Origin of the sequence: Pedobacter cryoconitis (genome assembly GCF_001590605.1) — a bacterium.
GTDB classification, from domain to species: domain Bacteria; phylum Bacteroidota; class Bacteroidia; order Sphingobacteriales; family Sphingobacteriaceae; genus Pedobacter; species Pedobacter cryoconitis_A.
Genome location: NZ_CP014504.1, coordinates 1,103,568 through 1,122,055 on the forward strand (window position 1 = coordinate 1,103,568; position 18,488 = coordinate 1,122,055).

At 37.5% G+C, this 18,488-nt stretch carries 17 protein-coding genes and 1 tRNA gene; 9 read left to right on the top strand and 9 right to left on the bottom strand.

The window, feature by feature from the left end; translation table 11 throughout:
- The first annotated feature begins 11 nt into the window (after nucleotides 1–11).
- Nucleotides 12–1,022 (top strand): phytanoyl-CoA dioxygenase family protein, encoded by a 1,011-nt coding sequence (locus AY601_RS04760; RefSeq protein ID WP_068397210.1) that lies wholly within the window; start codon nucleotides 12–14, stop codon nucleotides 1,020–1,022.
- A 222-nt stretch (nucleotides 1,023–1,244) separates the two neighbouring features.
- Nucleotides 1,245–3,644: an ABC transporter permease gene (locus AY601_RS04765; RefSeq protein ID WP_068397213.1), complete on the top strand. Its 2,400-nt coding sequence runs from the start codon at nucleotides 1,245–1,247 to the stop codon at nucleotides 3,642–3,644.
- A gap of 155 nt (nucleotides 3,645–3,799) precedes the next feature.
- Here AY601_RS04765 and AY601_RS04770 read toward each other — a convergent pair.
- Together AY601_RS04770 and AY601_RS04775 are read right to left on the bottom strand one after the other, a co-directional pair.
- A tRNA-Asp gene (locus tag AY601_RS04770) sits at nucleotides 3,800–3,873 on the bottom strand.
- 52 nt (nucleotides 3,874–3,925) lie between these two features.
- Complete coding sequence (locus AY601_RS04775; protein WP_068397216.1) at nucleotides 3,926–5,074, bottom strand: PepSY-associated TM helix domain-containing protein; 1,149 nt, start codon at nucleotides 5,072–5,074, stop codon at nucleotides 3,926–3,928.
- A gap of 451 nt (nucleotides 5,075–5,525) precedes the next feature.
- On the opposite strand from AY601_RS04775, the gene AY601_RS04780 reads away from it, so the two are divergent.
- Together AY601_RS04780 and AY601_RS04785 are read left to right on the top strand one after the other, a co-directional pair.
- Nucleotides 5,526–6,110 carry an outer membrane beta-barrel protein gene (locus AY601_RS04780; protein WP_068397218.1) on the top strand — a complete coding sequence of 195 codons (585 nt, stop codon included), beginning with the start codon at nucleotides 5,526–5,528 and terminating at the stop codon, nucleotides 6,108–6,110.
- On the top strand, nucleotides 6,107–6,691 hold the full coding sequence (locus AY601_RS04785; protein WP_068397219.1) for a pentapeptide repeat-containing protein: 585 nt from the start codon (nucleotides 6,107–6,109) through the stop codon (nucleotides 6,689–6,691). The genes AY601_RS04780 and AY601_RS04785 overlap by 4 nt, the downstream gene beginning before the upstream one ends.
- A 147-nt stretch (nucleotides 6,692–6,838) precedes the next feature.
- Here AY601_RS04785 and AY601_RS04790 read toward each other — a convergent pair whose 3' ends face one another.
- The 3 genes from AY601_RS04790 to AY601_RS04800 form a co-directional block, all read right to left on the bottom strand.
- Nucleotides 6,839–7,492, bottom strand: a complete 654-nt coding sequence (locus AY601_RS04790; protein WP_068397220.1) for an NAD(P)-dependent oxidoreductase — start codon at nucleotides 7,490–7,492, stop codon at nucleotides 6,839–6,841.
- A gap of 19 nt (nucleotides 7,493–7,511) precedes the next feature.
- Entirely contained in the window at nucleotides 7,512–7,928 is a 417-nt protein-coding gene (locus tag AY601_RS04795) for an Rrf2 family transcriptional regulator (protein WP_068397222.1), read from the bottom strand.
- Between the two features lie 92 nt (nucleotides 7,929–8,020).
- The gene (locus AY601_RS04800) at nucleotides 8,021–8,941 is read right to left on the bottom strand and encodes a hypothetical protein (protein WP_068397225.1); all 921 of its coding nucleotides are present in this window, start codon (nucleotides 8,939–8,941) and stop codon (nucleotides 8,021–8,023) included.
- A 101-nt stretch (nucleotides 8,942–9,042) separates the two neighbouring features.
- Here AY601_RS04800 and AY601_RS04805 point away from each other — a divergent pair, with 101 nt between their 5' ends.
- Complete coding sequence (locus AY601_RS04805) at nucleotides 9,043–11,481, top strand: AsmA family protein (protein ID WP_068397229.1); 2,439 nt, start codon at nucleotides 9,043–9,045, stop codon at nucleotides 11,479–11,481.
- On the opposite strand, the gene AY601_RS04810 is transcribed toward AY601_RS04805, so the two are convergent.
- Together AY601_RS04810 and thiD are read right to left on the bottom strand one after the other, a co-directional pair.
- Nucleotides 11,478–11,711: a hypothetical protein gene (locus AY601_RS04810; protein ID WP_068397232.1), complete on the bottom strand. Its 234-nt coding sequence runs from the start codon at nucleotides 11,709–11,711 to the stop codon at nucleotides 11,478–11,480. The genes AY601_RS04805 and AY601_RS04810 overlap by 4 nt on opposite strands.
- Nucleotides 11,712–11,723: 12 nt before the next feature.
- Complete coding sequence (gene thiD / locus AY601_RS04815; RefSeq protein WP_068397235.1) at nucleotides 11,724–12,575, bottom strand: bifunctional hydroxymethylpyrimidine kinase/phosphomethylpyrimidine kinase; 852 nt, start codon at nucleotides 12,573–12,575, stop codon at nucleotides 11,724–11,726.
- A gap of 409 nt (nucleotides 12,576–12,984) precedes the next feature.
- Between thiD and AY601_RS04820 the strand changes: the two genes are divergently transcribed.
- Nucleotides 12,985–14,139 carry a sensor histidine kinase gene (locus AY601_RS04820; protein ID WP_068397238.1) on the top strand — a complete coding sequence of 385 codons (1,155 nt, stop codon included), beginning with the start codon at nucleotides 12,985–12,987 and terminating at the stop codon, nucleotides 14,137–14,139.
- Nucleotides 14,136–14,603, top strand: a complete 468-nt coding sequence (locus tag AY601_RS04825; protein WP_068397241.1) for a hypothetical protein — start codon at nucleotides 14,136–14,138, stop codon at nucleotides 14,601–14,603. Before AY601_RS04820 ends, AY601_RS04825 begins: the two co-directional genes overlap by 4 nt.
- A 2-nt stretch (nucleotides 14,604–14,605) precedes the next feature.
- Here the strand turns inward: AY601_RS04825 and AY601_RS04830 are convergent, their stop codons facing one another.
- Complete coding sequence (locus tag AY601_RS04830; RefSeq protein ID WP_068397244.1) at nucleotides 14,606–15,823, bottom strand: BamA/TamA family outer membrane protein; 1,218 nt, start codon at nucleotides 15,821–15,823, stop codon at nucleotides 14,606–14,608.
- Nucleotides 15,824–15,981: 158 nt separating this feature from the next.
- On the opposite strand from AY601_RS04830, the gene AY601_RS04835 reads away from it, so the two are divergent.
- A complete protein-coding gene (locus AY601_RS04835; RefSeq protein WP_157287708.1) occupies nucleotides 15,982–17,391 on the top strand; it encodes a PLP-dependent aminotransferase family protein in 1,410 nt (469 codons plus the stop codon).
- A gap of 139 nt (nucleotides 17,392–17,530) precedes the next feature.
- A complete protein-coding gene (locus tag AY601_RS04840) occupies nucleotides 17,531–18,049 on the top strand; it encodes a hypothetical protein (protein ID WP_068397247.1) in 519 nt (172 codons plus the stop codon).
- Nucleotides 18,050–18,089: 40 nt separating this feature from the next.
- On the opposite strand, the gene AY601_RS04845 is transcribed toward AY601_RS04840, so the two are convergent.
- Complete coding sequence (locus AY601_RS04845) at nucleotides 18,090–18,476, bottom strand: hypothetical protein (protein ID WP_068397255.1); 387 nt, start codon at nucleotides 18,474–18,476, stop codon at nucleotides 18,090–18,092.
- Nucleotides 18,477–18,488 lie beyond the last annotated feature (12 nt).

An 18,488-nucleotide genomic window follows, 5' to 3' on the forward strand; every position in this document is an offset into this window, starting at 1 on the left:
AATCAGTTACTATGTTTTCTACTTCACTAACGCCTTCACAGGAAACAGGAAAATTAAAGGTCATGCACCTGAAAAGATTCTGGGAAAAGACTTTATTTAAAAGGAATGGGAAAATAATTGACAATGAGCTTAGAGGAGAATGGAGGTTCGATAAAGTCCTGCTGTCTGCATTAGGACTGGGGCTGGAGCAGACATCAGTTTACTTGTTTGCAAATGCACCTGATTTTGAAGAATTTGAAGACTGGATTATTGAAACAGCAGGTATGCCTGTGCCTGAAACTATTGCCCGTTATAATAATGAATTTGGCGGCAAGAATTTGTTAAATAAAGATATTCCTGATGTGCTGAGCAATGAACAGCTTAAATGCTGGGATCAAAACGGATACCTCATTTTAAAAAATGCTGTTTCTAAAAAAGAATGTGATGAAACGATTGAAATCATCTGCCAGTCTATAAAAGTAAAAAGAGAAGAATCCGAAACATGGTATCAGCATCATGCTTCCCGGCAGGGAATTATGGTGCAGTTATTTCAACATCCTGCAATACAAAAGAATAGGGAGTCGGCTATTATACGCCAGGCATATGAACAGCTATGGGGCCGTACAGATTTATGGTGTACAGCTGATCGTGTAGGTTTTAATCCACCAGAAACAGCTGAATGGAAATTTCCAGGACCAGATTTGCATTGGGATGTAAGTCTAAGTTTACCTGTTCCTTTTGGTTTACAGGGGATACTTTACCTGGCCGATACAGCATCAAACCAGGGTGCTTTAACAGTTGTTCCGGGTTTCCAGGACAGGTTAGAGAACTGGATGAGTGAACTGCCAGCGGGTGCTAATCCAAGACAGCAAGACCTTCATGCACTAGGTAGTTTCCCTATTGCAGCCAATGCGGGCGATTTTATCATCTGGCATCAGGCTTTGCCGCATGGTAGCAGTCCTAATACTTCACAAAAGCCAAGATTTGTTCAGTATATTAATTATGAACCTTTAAATCTTTTTGAAGCTGAGAAATGGATTTGATAGGCCGGATTCTATTCTTTGCAGCGTTTGATGATTAACAAAAGCTCAATATCATCAATTGATGATTTGTATGTCCGTTAATGCACATACACCTGTCCAAAAACGAACAGCATATCTTAGTCACTTGTATGTACTTATCTGTAAAACAGTACATTAATGTGTTTTCAGCCCGTGGTATGAAAATGGTACCTGAATTTATGATCAGATTCAAATCATCCCACTATGTTTAAGCTAAACTTTAAAGTAGCCCTTCGTAATCTTTGGAAAAACAAAGGCTTTGCCTTGATCAATATCGGAGGGTTAGCTATTGGCTTAACCTGCTGCCTTTTGTTACTTCTTTATGTGAATTATCAGTTGGGGTATGATAAGCAGTTCAAAGATATAGACCGCATCTATGGTGTACCTAAACATGCGGCTAATACCGCTGGTTTTGATCGTACGCTTGGCCCGCTGGACAATGGCTTGCCTGCAACACTTGCTGCGGAGGCACAAGAAAAAATACAAGGTATCGAAGCCGTAAGTCGTTTGATAAATATTTATAAATTAGTTAATTACAAGAGTAATAGTTTCAAAATTAATAGCTGGGCCGTTGATCCCCAGTTCCTGCAAATATTTGAATATAAATTTATAAAAGGTAATGCCCAAACCGCCTTTGCGGATCCGAAATCAATATTGATTACAGCAAAAATGGCCGATAAGCTTTTTGGAAAGACCAACCCGATAGGACAGGTTATCAAATGGGATAACCGGGAAGCACTCAAAGTAACAGCTGTTATTGAAGATTTACCAGGCAATCAAACCATACAATTTGAAGCGTTGACTACATGGACTTTCTTTCTGATGAATAATCCCGGATTTAAGGATTTAGGCTGGTATACCGGCTATACCAATACTGTCATTAAATTAAAAGACAACAAGTACTTCGGGTCTGCTGATGCCGCTTTAAGAAAAATGATCATTGAACATTCAATGGATAAATACGATCGTACCGAAGCCTTTCTGTTCCCTTTCAGTAAAACACATTTGTATACCCAATTTGAAAACGGAAAATCAGTTGGTGGGAAGATTGATCAGGTCAAACTATTTCTGTTCCTTGCTTTTTGTGTTTTGGCTATCGCATGTATCAATTATATGAATCTTTCTACGGCAAGATCTGAAAAAAGGGCGCGGGAAGTAGGGGTAAGAAAGGCTTTGGGGTCTACCAGGAAAGCTATTGCCGGACAATTTATGGTGGAATCATTGGTACTATCATTTATCGCCATGACAATTGCGTTCGTGCTACTCGAATTTTGCCTTCCCTATTTCAACCATCTGCTCGATATTGAAATGACTATTAATTATGTTTCTATACCTTTTTGGTTGGCTCTATTGGCACTAATCCTGATTACAGGAATTCTTGCTGGCAGTTACCCCTCATTTTACCTCTCCTCATTTGTACCCGTAAAAGTTTTGAAAGGCTTTACTGGAATTGGAAAAAAATATTTGCCTATTCGCAAGGTATTGGTTGTCGTACAATTTGGCTGTTCGGTTTGTATGATCATCTGTGCCATCATTATTTATAAACAAATCAGCTATATCAGGAATAAACCTTTAGGATTTAATAAAGAAAACCTGGTTGAGCTGGAAGCTACCGGAGAGTTCAGCAAACCTGGAAAACGGGAGATATTCAGGAGAGAACTGATCAGATCGGGGGCTGTCCTTTCAGCAACGGATTATTCTACAGGATTAACAAATCATGGTAACAACTCTTCTGATGTTACCTGGCCGGGAAATAATGACAACTGGAAATATTCGTGGAACAACAGGGTGACTGGTTATGATTTTATCAAAACTATCGGTGCTGAATTGGTATCGGGCAGAGATTTCGCCAGAGAATTTGCTACAGATACCAGCAATGTATTATTGAACGAAAGTGCGGTTAAAGTGATGGGGTTAAAAAACCCAGTGGGAACTATGATTACTAAAGCCGGAAGTCCGTTCAAGATCATAGGTGTTATCAAAGATTACAGCTATGAGTCGCCAGCCTATAAAGTATCACCTACAATTACTTTTCTTGCAACACCTGCCACACCGAAAAGAGAAATTTATGTAGAGTTACTAAGGCTAAATCCTGCACAGAATTTGAGTACTTCTATACAAATGATTAAAGATCTGAGTTTAAAGATGAACCCGGCATATCCTGTGGAGTTATATTTCGTGAACAAGGAAATGGAAGATAAATTGGCTAATGAGCGTTTGTTGAGCGTCTTATCGAATCTATTTGGAGGGTTTGCCATCTTGATTTCCTGCCTGGGACTATTGGGGCTGGCTTTATATATGGCAGAGCAAAGAAGCAAAGAAATCAGTATCCGTAAAGTATTAGGTGCAGATCTGAGCCATTTACTGATCTTGTTGAATAAAGATTTTATGAAATTGGTACTGATCTCCAATTTGATCGCTTGTCCAATGGCCTATATCATAAGTTATCAATGGATACAGCAATTTGATTACAGGGCGGAAATAACGCTCTGGCCAATGATAGCTACGGTGGGGTTGTCGATAGGTATTGCGCTGCTTACTGTCAGCTTACAGACTTTTAAAGTTGTCCGGGCGAATCCTGTTGATGCGTTAAAATATGAATAAGATTTAATTCTATTCCTTTGGCAAGTCTTGATTAGCTCACTGAATTACTCAAGGTAGTATGAGGAAAATCGAATATTTCGGAGAGGTCTGTAAATCAAAAAAGCCCTTAATCTTACGATTAAAGGCTTTTTAATGTTTTCAAGATTTACATCTTGCGGACCGGACGGGACTCGAACCCGCGACCTCCGCCGTGACAGGGCGGCATTCTAACCAGCTGAACTACCGGTCCGTTTCTCCCTTGCGGGGCTGCAAAGATAGAAAACAATACTTCAAAACCAAATCTATTTTTTCTTTTTTTTCTTTTTCCTGTTTAACCAGATCATAAACCCGGTTACAGGTAAGCTAGCTGCAACTAAACTGGCTATAAAAGCTATAATTTTTCCAGGTAAGCCTAAAATAGCACCCACATGGATATCATAATTCATCCCGATAAGCTTTTCTCCAGCATTTTGCTCCTCATAATTCCTTCTGTACAGTAATTTTCCAGAATACTGATCAAATTGTAAAGCATCAGCATGATAATACGTTTCCTTGCCCTGTATTCCATAAATATAAATCACCCCATCCGCACCAGCAGCAGGGGAGACGTTTATCCTGTCTGAAGCCGGTAATAATATTTTCGATTTATTAAATACAATATCTACCGGATACGATACAGAAGTGACAGGTTTTGATTTCACCTGCTTGATTTCAGGAGGCGTTATTGATCCGGAAGCTACTACATATACCATAGTCTGAAACCACTTAAATGCGAATACCATGCCCGTTAAAGCTAAAACCAGCGTAATTAACATCACGTAAAACCCAGAAACATTATGAAGATCATAAACTACTCTTTTAAATCCAGCCTTCCATTTGATCTTAAAACTTTTATTAATATTAGTTTTACTCCATTTTTTTGGCCACCACATGAGCATACCAGTAATCAGCATGAACACAAATATCAATGTACTATAACCAACAATGTTTTGCCCGTAAGTATCATTTAATAACAAACTCCAGTGAATGAATTTTACAATATTAAAGAAGTCATACTTATAATCATGGAAGCCTGTAACTGCCCCGGTATAAGGATTAATGAAAACAGACTCATAATAATCAATTGATCCAAAGTACGTTAATGCTTTTGGATCACCTGCTTTATAAGTCATGAATTCCCATGCATGCTCCTTATCCTTATAAGTCGTAGAGAAATTAACCGGCCGGTCCTTGCCTAATGCCTGTTCAGCTTTCTTTAAAAGCGTGCTGTAGGGTAGTGTAACCGCTGATAAAGGTTGCTTCACAAAGAATGTTTCCCGATGAATAAGATCAGATATCTCTTTTTGAAAAACAAATAAACAGCCAGTAATACTAACGATCAGCACAACCACTCCAGTAACTAAACCTAACCAGAGATGTATTTGACCTATTATTTTGCGAAATCTTGTCATTAGAATTTATAAGCAAAACATACGGCTTCAGACGTAAAAGTGAGCATTGATTGTTTTTATTTAAGAAGGGTTAATTCTTTCAACTGCTATCTAAGCAATCTATTTAGACTCATTAAAAATTATGCAAATCAACAAATATTTGATCTTAACATCAAATATTTTAACAATTCTTTTTCAGTTAAATTATCAAAAGGCGTATTCAGAGCCATTCTTATACTTATTTTAATCAATATCTTACGATATGATAAGATTATTGATACGGGGAAACTCTAGCTTTGCCTGTGTAAAAAGAGCAGGGATTTTAACTCATCACCTGAATTTTAGCAGGAGAATAAATTGGCAGGTAATTAATTACACAGGATAATGCGAAAACAAATCCGTTCTATAAGAGACAATTTAATCGGATATTATATATCTCTGCATTTCAAAATGTATTAGATTTGCTTAGAATATGAAAAGGATTTTAACTTTAAACTTAGCATTGCTTTTAGCTTGCGGGTTTTCAATGACTGCAAATGCTCAGGAAGTAAAAAAAACTTCAAACGATGAGCCGCGATATAATTTCTCTCCAGCTTATGAATTTCTGCGTTCTACGCATGGCAATTACTTTAATGGTCCTTCATTCAAAGTAACCAGAAATCTCGAAAGCCGCTTTAAACCAGGTATTGGAATCGGTTATGCCACTACAAAGCTGCATTTTGATAATGCACTGCTACTTCATAACATGAAACTAATCCCGATTTATGCCAATGCAAGTTATGATATTACGAATAAATCTAAGTTTGAACCTTTTGCAGAGGCTTCAGCAGGTATTACTTTTCTTAGATATGACCGTTCCAGTGAAGCAGATCCATCAACTGTAAACCGTATTAACGAAAGAGGATTATATCTGTACGGTGGCTTTGGTGTCCGTTATAAAGTAACAAATCATATCGCACCCTATATCTCAGCTGGCTTTAAAGGATTTAACAATACCCTTAACGACCTTGATATTAATCCTCATGGTATAACTTTTCAAGCAGGGGTACGATTTTGAGTACTGCCGACGAACAGATAACTCATCATCATAAGCGTTTCGAAAACATAAACTACGAAGACAAACATCTGGTTGGCCGTTATTTTGAAGGATGTACCTTTTATAAATCAACTATAAAGGGGTGTCTGTTTGAAGACACTACTTTCAATAACTGCACTTTTGAAGAGTGTGATATTTCACTGATTAAATTTAAAGATACTTTTATAAGTAATTTAACCGTAGTAAACTGTAAAGCTATCGGTATACTTTGGTACGATACTTTAAATCCTTTCTCCATCATTGCCAGAAATTCTATACTGAGTTACTCTAGCTTTTTTGGAAAGAATCTTAAAAAAATACAACTGACTAACTGTACAGCAAGGGAGGTAGATTTTTCCAACTGTAACTTGAGCAGTGCTGATTTTATTGGTACTGACTTTTTAGGTTCGACCTTTTCCAGTACTGACCTCAGGATGGCTAATTTTACAGCAGCACAGAATTATCAGATAGATCCCGCAGGTAACAAGATCAAAGGAGCTATTTTTCAATTACCAGCTGCTATCTCTTTTTTAGATAGCCTTGGGATAAAAATCGTTGATTAAATGATCAATAAAAGAGGAAGTATCATCAATGAAATCCGGTCTCTGAAAATTGAATATTCGAAAATACCCCTGGGGGGCTACGAGTAAAAACAGCAATAAAAAGAGCTGCCATTTTTTTTAAAATGGCAGCTCTTTTTGCAAAATACCTTAATAAGCAGCAGTAAAACGTTGCTTTACATGTTTTGCATTTTCCAGTTCATCTATAATAGCAACCGCTAAATCTTCCACTGATAAGATACTTCTGCCATTTTCATCAAACACCGGTGTATCCAGGCTTGTTCTGTAAGAACCTTTACGAATTCCTGAAGTTTGTGGCCCCATTTCAAAAGCGGGACTGAAAAACGTCCAGTCTAAATCTTTTTCTTCCTTAATAATATTCAGATAATCTCTGGCAGCAGTCGCACCGGGCTTATAAGCTGCAGGGAAATCAGGTGTATCAACAGCCTGCACACCAGGGGCAACCTCTAAACTTCCGGCGCCGCCAATTACAATATATCTTTTCACATCTGATGCACTGATACCAGCCTGTATAGCCTTTGAACCTCTTAAAAACTCTGCATATATATCAGGATTAGTCCATCCTGAATTATAAGCGCTGATCACTGCATCCTTTCCATTTACAACCTTGGTTACCTGAGCAGCATCCAACACATCAGCTTTTTCTATTTTCAGGTGATCATGATGTACTGTGATTTTTTCCGGGTTCCGAACGACAGCAGTTACCTCGTGCCCTCTGTTTAATGCTTCTTTTAAAATTGCTGAACCTACAAATCCTGAGGCTCCGATTAAGACTATATTCATGCGATTGAAATTTTATATTTTAGGATACTGATTGAAATTTTTCACCAAACTGTTTCAATGTTTTTTTCTCTAGCTTGCTGGTCAGCGAAAGTTCCGCCTCTGTGTACAGCTCATCCAGGTGCTGATTAATCTGGCGGCCTACAATACAGGAAGGGTTTGGAGTATTGGAACGGCCAAGCAGGGGAGGCGTGCGTACAGCTTTATAAATTTCTGACAACAAAATTTCTGCTGAAGGCCGGGCAAGCGTACAACCCCCGCCATTACCCTCCTTACTGGAAATAAACCCCAATTTGCGCAGATTACTGATTTCCTTACGGACCAGTGCCGGATTCAGGTTAATACTACCAGCAATCCATTCTGAAGATAACCTTTCGCCCTTGGCTAAATCAAGTAAAGTAAGGATATGTATAGCCGTAGCAAACTTCGCGTTATTCATCTGTAATAATAATTGTTACAGTACAAATGTATGTAAAAGAATTACTTAGTCAGATTTATTCTGTCTTATTTATGTAAAATGAAATTAGCCTGTTATTTTGAAAGTCTCTTCTCTAAAATTACAGTGTTCCCGATTTTGCGTTTTCTGGAATTGTTCAGAATCACATTATAGTCACCCAGGAAACCTGTGCCTACTATATTTTGCGGAAAAGCAGAGCTTAACTGAATTTTTTGCTGTGGCAATTGAATTCCATTGAAAAGCAATCCAGGTACATTTACCTCATAAATGGTATCCAATACTTTTTTGGCATGGATATCAGAAAGGATTCTTTTAACTGGCTTAAGATTATAATCTGCAATTAATTTACGGCCTAAATCCGATCTGGAATTGAGCTGGAAACCCGCACCTGATCCGAAATCCAATGCGAAATTAGTTTTGATACCAGCAATTTCAACCGCAACTTTTGGATAAGAATCATTCTTATAATTGATCGTTGTAAAAGCCGCTGATGGCGCAAAAGGCTGTTTAGAAATAGAAATTTGATTCTGATCATTATTGATTTTCCAATTATAGCGGTAAACCATTTCAGTTCCGGTAGCTCCGGCTATAATGGTATCAGGAAAAGCATAATTTACAATAGCCTGCTCACTTCTGAATTTGAGGTTTCCAACCATAATCTTTGGAGAATAGAAAAGCAAACGGTTATGGGGCCTGCCATTGGGCGCAACTAAAGTCAGCACATCTCCGCTTGGAGAAAGAGATCTTTTACTTTGGAAGTAGGGAGTTAATCTTAAGGGTTTAGCATAAGTGCCGAATAAAAGGGACATACTATCCCGGTCAATCTTTACGGGAATAAAGATCCGGTTGTACTTATCCTTTTGAAAGTTTATCTTAGTAATTACAGGTGACTGTGCATTTGAATGCTGTGATAAAACAGAACAAAGAAAGGTGATACAGGTTACTGTAAAAATTGACCTTAAAGTTTTTTTATAGTCTGATTTTATGGTGTTCATCGTCGTGTGGATTTATTGATATAAAAATAATCAATTTAAGAGAACAAAGCTACCTTTAAACAATTTCCTTATTTTAAATGTTATAACGCAAACACTCTTCTATGCCTCTTTGGTTAAAACGCTCCATTCAAATATTTTCTGGTCTTATTCTCTTAGTCATTGTAATCTTTATCGGCCTTGCAATGTATGTGAGCGCTAATAAGAAGGAATTGCAAGCTGCTATAACCAAAGAATTAAATAAGAATCTCAACGGTAACCTGACTATTGAGACTATAGAACCCACCTTTCTTAAAGGCTTTCCCAATGTGTCTGTCTCCTTAAAAAAGGTAGAAATTAAGGATAGCTTATGGAATATTCATCACCATTCGCTGCTAACTGCAGGAGACCTTGATATTTCTGTCAATACGATGGCACTGTTAAAAGGAACTATAGAGATCAGGAAAGTTACGATCAACGACGCCTCAATTTACCTATATACTGATAGTAACGGTTACAGTAATACTTCAGTATTTAAGAAAAAACCAGAGAAAGAACCGGAAGTTAAAGAGGAAAGTTCGTCCGCTACTCAAATCAGACGTTTTGATCTGAATGCCGTCCGGTTTATCCTGGATAACAGGAAAGGTAATAAACTGTTCTTATTTGCGATACAAGACTTTAGTGGTAAAATAGATTATCCATCCTCAGGCTGGAAAGCAGACGTAAATTTAAAAACGCTGGTACGCAGTCTGGCCTTTAATACAAAAAGGGGAAGTTTTGTAAAAGATAAACTGCTGGAAGGGAAAATGGACATCTCTTACAATGAAAAAGCAGGTATGATTGAAGTCAAGCCCAATACTTTAAATATAGGAACAGACCCCTTTATCCTGGGGGCAAAATTTAAGCTATCAAAAGATCCAGTTGAATTCTCTATCAGTGTAGAAGCACCTCATATACTTTGGAAAAATGCCTCTGCGCTGCTTGCTCCAAATATCACTTCAAGACTGAACATGTTTAACCTGAATAAACCTATTTTTGCCAAGGCTATTATAGAAGGAAATATGGGCGCAGGGGGTGACCCTTCGATCTTCGTAAAAGCAAGAATAAAGGACAATACGCTAACCGGTTTTGGCGGTGTAGTTGATAATTGCAACTTTGCCGGAGTTTATACCAATAACTTTATCAATGGAAAAGGTTATACGGATGAGAATTCCGCAATTAAACTTTATCATTTTTCTGGTAGTTATAAAGAACTTCCCTTTACCATTGATACCGTCTTTATTCATAACCTGGATAAACCAGTAGCGACAGGTATTTTTAAATCTCAGTTTAATGTCGCTAAACTGGGAACTCTTTTGGGAACCGATGTTTTAAACTTTACTAAAGGCACGGCCGATGTAAAATTGAACTACAGTGCGGATATTGTAGACTTTAAGTTGAATAAACCGATGCTGACAGGAACAATCAATGTGAAAAATGCAGATGTAAGTTATGTGCCGAGAAATGTGAACTTTAAAAACACCTCTATTTTTCTTGACTTTAAAGGGCCTGATTTGCTGATTCATGATATCAGGCTTCAAAGTGGTAAAAGTGTAGTTTTTATGGATGGAAGTGTCAAAAACTTCTTAAACCTTTATTATAATTCTCCAGAGAAAATCCTATTGAACTGGAGGATGCATAGCCCGGACCTTTATTTAGGTGACTTCCTTGCTTTTCTGGGGACAAGAAAGAACAGGGTACCTGTTAAATCGAAGAATAAAAGCAATAGTTTTGCTACCCAGATAAATACAATGCTCGAAAAAGGCAATGCAGAAATTAATTTACGGGTTGATAAAGTTCATTACAGCAAGTTTACAGGAACAAATGCAACTGCAGATGTTTTCCTTTCTGAAAATGGACTGAGTTTGAAAAATGTAAGTTTAAAACACGGCGGAGGTTTGATTAAACTGAACGGGAAATTGCAGCAGAATGGTCGTTTAAACAATTTTGCATTAAACACAGTGGTCTCTAATGTGAATATCAGTAACTTCTTTTATTCATTTGATAATTTTGGTCTGGAAAGCCCGACTTATAAAAATCTGAGAGGGAGCTTCTTCACCAAGACCAATATTACAGGGAGCATAGATGGCCAAGGTAAACTTATTCCCAGGTCAATGAATGGAAACGTCAGTTTTGATCTTAAGAAAGGGGCTTTAGTGAATTATAACGCAGTGAAAAGTATTGGTAAGTTTGCTTTTCCGTTCAGGAACCTGGATAATATTACTTTTGATAACCTTAACGGTAATTTTGATATTAATGGAAGGCTTGTTACTATCAAACCGATGATGATCAATTCAAGCTTATTGAATATGAATTTAGCAGGTGTTTATGCGACTACCGGAAAGGGGACTAACATACTACTTGATGTGCCACTCCGAAACCCAAAGAAAGACGAAGATATTATAGATAAGCAGGAGCTTAAAGAGCGGAGGATGAAAGGTATTGTCGTACACATCCTCGCCACAGACGGAGAGGACGGTAAGATCAAATTTAAGCTGGTTGGGAAAAAAGATAAGGAAAATTAAGGCTGTAAGCTTTCAAATTTATCTCCGATTAAAAAGATAAGATCTTCATCTGCAGTTACCTCATCATTTGTTACCCACATATCATCCTCAGAGAGAAATATTTCAAAGTTTTCCTGACCAGGTATGTCAACGATAAAAATTGAATCGTCATCATTTTCAACTTCAGTAATGATCACAGGAATTGTTTCACCTTCAAATTCTACTGAGAATTCTGTTTTTAAATCTGCCATGGGCCAAATATATTAAATTTTCGCATCCAGATCTAGCTTGATGAGGGGGATAGGGGCATAAAAATGATTCAATGGTCCTTTACCTTTTCCTGTTTTTACATCAATTCCCTCAGCAATAGCACGATGTACATAAGATTCTGCATTTTTAATAGCCTCTGGCATTTCCATATTTCTTGCCTTAAAACAGGCAATCGCAGCAGAAAGCGTGCAGCCTGTACCATGCGTATTCTGACTTGGAATGCGATCATTCCCGAAGGTGAACTCTCTACCTGTTTTATCCAGGTAAAAGTCATAAAGTTTGTTTCCTTTCAAATGCCCACCTTTAATCAATACCGCCTGTCCACCAAAGTTCAGAACCTGATGTGCTGCAATTTTCATTTGTTCTACGGTAGAAATTTCCATAGCTGTTAAAATAGCGGCCTCATCCAGATTTGGGGTAACCAGGGCAGTGAGCGGAATCAATAAATTTTTCATTAATTCAATAGTATCTTCTTTCACTAACCGATGTCCGCTTGTAGCCATCATAACCGGGTCCAGAATCACAGGGATTTCGGGGTAAAGCTTTAAAATATCAAATATGGCCTTTAATAAGTCTGGATTTGGGATCATACCTATTTTAATGGCGCTGGGCCTGATATCTTCTATAACTGCTTTAATCTGGTCAATGACTACCATAACAGGTAATTCAAAGAGATTGGTTATCCCCATGGTGTTTTGCGCAGTAATTGCTGTAATTGCAGAAGTCCCATAACAACCTAAAGCCGCAATGGTCTTCAGATCAGCTTGAATTCCTGCGCCTCCACCACTATCAGAACCGGCAATCGTTAATACAGCGGGATAAACATATTTAAAGTCAGTAGGCATGCTTGTTTTGAATATAATTGTATTATTTAAAGTAAAACTATCAATATATATACTAATAACAAGGAACTGTGATCAAGCTGATCATCCATGAATATCTTTTTTATAATTGTTTGAAGAATATTTTGATGCCGTAATTTTATCTTAAAAGCCATCTATCCGGGCTGTGCGCTCTTTTCTTAATTCAAAGAAAGTCAGAACCCTATCTTCTTGAAAACTAAATATATTCTTGGTCGTTTTTTTGTTAACGTATAGTAGATATCCAGGGAGATTTTTAATTATTAGTTTTTAACCTGACTGTATATCCTGCCTTAATTAAAAAAGGCACCGAGCCACATCAAAGATTAGTTGGTGATCTATCTGATACCTCCGGGTATGTAGAAGAATTGGAATTAATTTTTAAAAATAAAGTATGAGCGCTCAAAAAACACAAGAACAACTGCTGGCTGAAATAAAAGAATTGAAAACTCAACTGGAGAAAGCCAATGATACTATTGAGGCTATCAAAACAGGCAGAGGCCTCTCAGTGAATCAGGAACATTTTATGCTGCTTGCTAATCATATTCCCCAGATTGCCTGGACTAATTTGTTATCCGGAAAATTTAATTTCTTTAATGAGCGCTGGTATGAGTACACAGGCTTATCATTTGATGCCACAATTGAAGAATCATGGGACAATATTATTCATCCTGATGATCTGGCAGCAACCAGGGAGGAATTCAACCGCTGTATAAAAATAGGAGAGATGTTTGAAATTGAAAACCGGTATAAGCGGAATGACGGTGTCTACAGATGGCATCTTAACCGGAGTGTCCCTTTAAGAGATGAAAATAATGAACTCTTGTTTTGGGTGGGCACCGCAACTGATATTGACGATCAGCGAAGGTCTATTGAAAAGAAAGATGAATTTATTGGAATAGCCAGTCATGAACTAAAAACACCATTAACCAGTTTAAAAGCCTATTTACAGCTGATCTCCAACTATAAAAAAGAGGTCGTTCCTGGCCAGGTGAAAACTTTTATTGTCAAAGCCGAAAGTTCTATCGTCAAGTTGCAAAATCTGGTTAATGACTTGCTGGATGTTAGTAAGATACATGCTGGAAAGCTGGATTTTAGTCAATCACAGATGAGTGTCAAAGAGCTGATTACTACTTGTGCAGAGCATGCGGGCTATATGTTTCCTGATTATAATATTATTTTTAACCCTGGTGCAGAGGTCAGGATTAAAGGAAATACAGAACGCCTGGAGCAAGTACTAATGAACCTGATTAATAATGCGGTAAAGTACTCTCCACTCCATAAAGATATCATTTTATCATGTACGAAAGAAGGTAATCAGGTCCGGATTTCTGTAACTGATTACGGGATCGGGTTATCCACCAGTCAGCTGGATAAGATTTTTGAAAGATTTTATCGTGTTGATGTTAAAAATACCATGGCAGGCGGATTGGGAATGGGTTTATACATCTCTATGGAAATTATCAAAAACCACAAAGGTACAATAGGTGTTCAAAGCAGAATTAATAAAGGCTCTACTTTTTACATTTTATTACCTTTGCTTTCATGAAATATGCGTTAACATTCTTGCTTTGTCTTTTCGGCTTGTTCAGCTGTGCTCAGCACTTTAAACTAAACCAGCTTGAATCACTTATAGGTCAGCCAGTTTCTTCTGTTACTGATAGTCTTGTACAGCATAGATGGGAAGTAAGACCTGAGTTGTCAGGGAAACAAGGACATCAGTTATATAAAACCTTCTCTTTCGGAAACCATGCCTCTGAACAAGGTAAAGCATTGTCCTGGTTCAGGATTCAGGCAGATAACGAGATTACCAATCAACTTTACTATCAAGTTAGTGGTGCTGAAGCATATCAATTGATTCTGGAAGAAATCAAGCAGACAGGAGCGGAGAAAAAAGATATACAGGAAATAGAAGCGCAACAAATCAGTACCTACTATATCTCAACTGATTATATTTTCCAGACGATAGTAGGTAATGATAGTTATACAATAATGGTAATGCCGAATCAATAGCCTTAGAAAGCTTCTCCAAGACCAATAGAAAAGCCGGAGAATCCTTTACTTACGCCATAATCAACAGCTATATTCGTATTAGAACCCTTGTTAAATTTGATCCGCATACCAGCTCCAACCGCGGGATGTATTTTCTTAAAGGAATTGGTTTCCGGTTCAGCGACTGAAGTTGCATTTGCAAAAACCACGAAGCCTAATAAACCATTGTCAGTAATATCTCTTCTGTACTCACTTTCTACATAAAATAGAGATTTCCCTCTGTATCTGTTTTGATCCATACCTCTGCCAGACTTGTTATAAGGGTCCCAGCCAATACTCGGTAAGTTCAGGTAAGGAATGCCATTATTTAATCCTGTCCAGAAATAAGACCATAATGCCAGGGTATTCTGTTGATGTGGTTTGGTATTCAACGAGATGTATTTTCTTGCATCTACATAAAGTGATTTCCAGCTCGTTTTACTTCCCAGAAATTTAGGGTTGGTTCTTAAAACGAAGTTCAGATAACTTCCCGGCAGCGGATTGATAGCGTTATTTCGTGTATCATATAATAAGTTGAAAGATATACCCGAAGAAAAAGAGTTACTTCCCTCTTCAGTTCCCGAATTATAGCCAGTAAATTTCTGAAGACCGGGATCGGATGCTCTTACATTTACAAAGTAATCGAGTGTATAACCAAAACCTGCATAAAAATAGGGTTTGATTCGTTTCAATGCACTCTGATAAAATCTGATATATTTATAATCTACTAATAACTTCTGATCTTCACTTCCACTTCCTAAACCCCAGGTATACTGCGGGTAAACCAGGAAACGTGTATCTCCCTGAATATTCCAGGTATTGTCTGCTAACCAGATATTGGAACGCAGAGGCAGTCCAAACCGGCTTTTCAAATTCCAGTATGGCGTAAATGTGACGTTCGAGATATTCGTTGTCTTGCGGTCACCTAAATAAAAACCCGCACTGGTTGAGGTAATCAATGCTGTTCCTCCTCCTGGCACATTACCTCCGATAGGTAAGAGTGAAAAGAAAACTTTTCTAGGCTGATCTCCAGTTTTTACACCTGGTTTTATTTTAAATAATATTTTGGCATAATCTATCAAATCCCGTTTAATCGAAGTATCACGGACTTGATTATTTGCAGAAATAGCATCAGCTGCATTTTGTGCACTGGCACTGTAAGTAATCAATAAAAAGGAGAACAGAAAAATAGATTTTTGCATTAGGCAAGAAGATAGTTGGTGTATAATTACAGCTTAACCAAATGCCGTGCCGTATTGTTTATTTTTTTATTAAAATACTTAATATTTCTGCTGGTTGTTATTTGTTACCTTTGGAATACAGGTGTTATTTTATTAAAATATACCAATACAGTTTGGCTATGAAACAATACCGATATGAAGAATTTACAATAATTATTGAAGCTCAGATCAAAGAAGGAGTCTATAAACCAGGACATAAATTACCATCGGTGAGAGCTTTAATGCGAAGATATGCCATGAGTACGGGTGCTGTACAACAAGGTTTTGACTATTTAATGAGTAAAGGTTTGGTAGAAAGCATTTATAAATCTGGCTATTATGTGGCTAATTTGCCTGAAAATCAGGTCAGTATTGGTAGTATAAAACGAATGCCAGTAATCAGAGATGCTGTGTTTAAGCATAAATTATCACAGACAACTTCTTTGCGTGCCAGCAGGAATTCTTTAACCGAGTTTAATGTAGCTGCTCCGGGAGACTTGTTAGTCCCTCAAAAAATGATTTTGAGAACTATGCAACAAGTCATCAGAGAACAAGGTGCCGGACTATTAAGATACTATCCATCAACAGGATCCGAAGAATTAAAACATAACATTTGCAAACATGCTGCCCATTATAATGCCAAACTTAATGCGGATGAGCTGATCATTACCGATGGTGCACTGCAGGCGTTATACATTGCCCTGGTCTCCATTTGTTCTCCTGGTGATATCGTTGCTGTAGAAAGCCCTTGTGTATTTTCCATTCTTCAGGTAATTAAGACCTTACAGCTAAAAGTGATAGAAATTCCAATGGATTCCCAGACTGGATTTGATATCGGGCATTTAAAAAAAGCATGTTCCACTATAAAAATAAGAGCAATTATAGTGACCCCGAATTTTCAAAATCCTACGGGGATATTACTTACTGACGAACAGAAAAAAGAGTTACTGGCCGTTGCACACCATCAGGGGATAGCTATTATTGAAAATGACGTATATGGAGATTTAAATTTCACAGGGCAAAGACCAGCTAATCTTAAATCATTTGATGAAAGCGGCCTGGTGATGACCTATTCTTCGTACGCTAAGACACTGGCTGCGGGAATCCGGCTGGGTTGGTTATCTGCAGGACAGTTTTTTCAAAAAGCAGAACAAGTGAAATTTTCGACTGGCAGCACTGTTGCCCCCGTCTATCAGGAAACCGTAAATAAACTGCTGAATTCGAAAAGTTATGACAGGCATATCAGAACCTTCAGAACAGAGTTATCAAAAAATGCTTATTATACACTCAATCTGCTGCGTACTTATTTTCCAAAAGGTACGCATGTAGCTATGCCCGCAGGGGGATATAATTTATGGGTAAAGCTGGCTGATGAGATTAACATCAAAGATTTTTATCTGCATTGCGAAAAAGTAGGCGTAAAATTTACACCGGGAGAGACCTTTTCTTTCTCTAGTGATTTTAAACGGTTTTTCAGAATAGTATTTGCTGATCAGTATTCTGCAAAGCATATCGAAGGGTTGAAACTTGCAGGTAAAACTATGTTGTAAATCCAGAAATCTACGGGCGCCAATAAGATAGATTGCACATCAATGAGATCAGGTGATAACTGTATCGGTCATTTAGCTGTAATGTGTATCTGTATCGGTTAATGATCCTGTTTACCTTTGATCCTATAAAATTAAAATCATGGATCAAAAAGTTATCACGAAATTCAAAGTAGCAACTGAAGATGCAATTTCTGAATTATTGTACCTGACCAGGACTATTGCTTTAGAAAAATATGCACATTTAGTAAACGAAGAAGTCATCGAAGCTTATATTTCACTTCATTATAATGATAAACAAATAATTGATGAAATGAATAGTTTTGGTAACCAGTGGCTGGTTGTCTATGTAGATGAAAAAGCAGCTGGTTATGCATTTATAACTACTCAAGGCAAAAGACCTGTGGTATTAGAGGGTAAAAAGGCAGTCTCTATTGCTGATTTCTGTGTTTTAAAAGAGTATTTACCTGGCCAGGCTAAACAATCCCTGCTCAATAAATGCTTAACTATTGGTAAAGGTTATGAATCAATATGGCTGACAGAACAAATTGATAGTCCGTTAATATCATTTTTTGAAGCCCATGGACTTCAGCCTATAACAGAAAGAAATGAACATATCCATCCAGACATCCCGATGTGCTATCTGATCAAAGAGAATTAGTTTTTAAGGAGCAGCTTATAGAACCTGCTGCTCCTTATTGCTAAATCCTGGAGCCCAGGTGTCTGTCTTTCTGATCCCCGCTAATTAAATAAGTCAGTTCATCACAATAACATAGTTGATCCCCTTGAAAACGAAATTCTCCGATGACTTGTATTTTCATATCCCCGGCCGATTTTTTACTGACGATATGATTGGAGAAAACAGTGTAGCCTTCCTGAACTAATGTTTTGATATCAATTTGAATCTCAGGCATATCTTTTTTCAGTTTTTTCATATGCTGAGTGAAGCCCTCAAAATTCAGCATATGACCATCTACATGCTGCACATAATTTGGACTAAAATATTTACTAACAAGCTCTTCATTGTAAACAGGACTTTCAAGTACTTCTGAAAACAGCTCTTTTAAACGCGATTTATAATCTATCATCTCTCTATTATT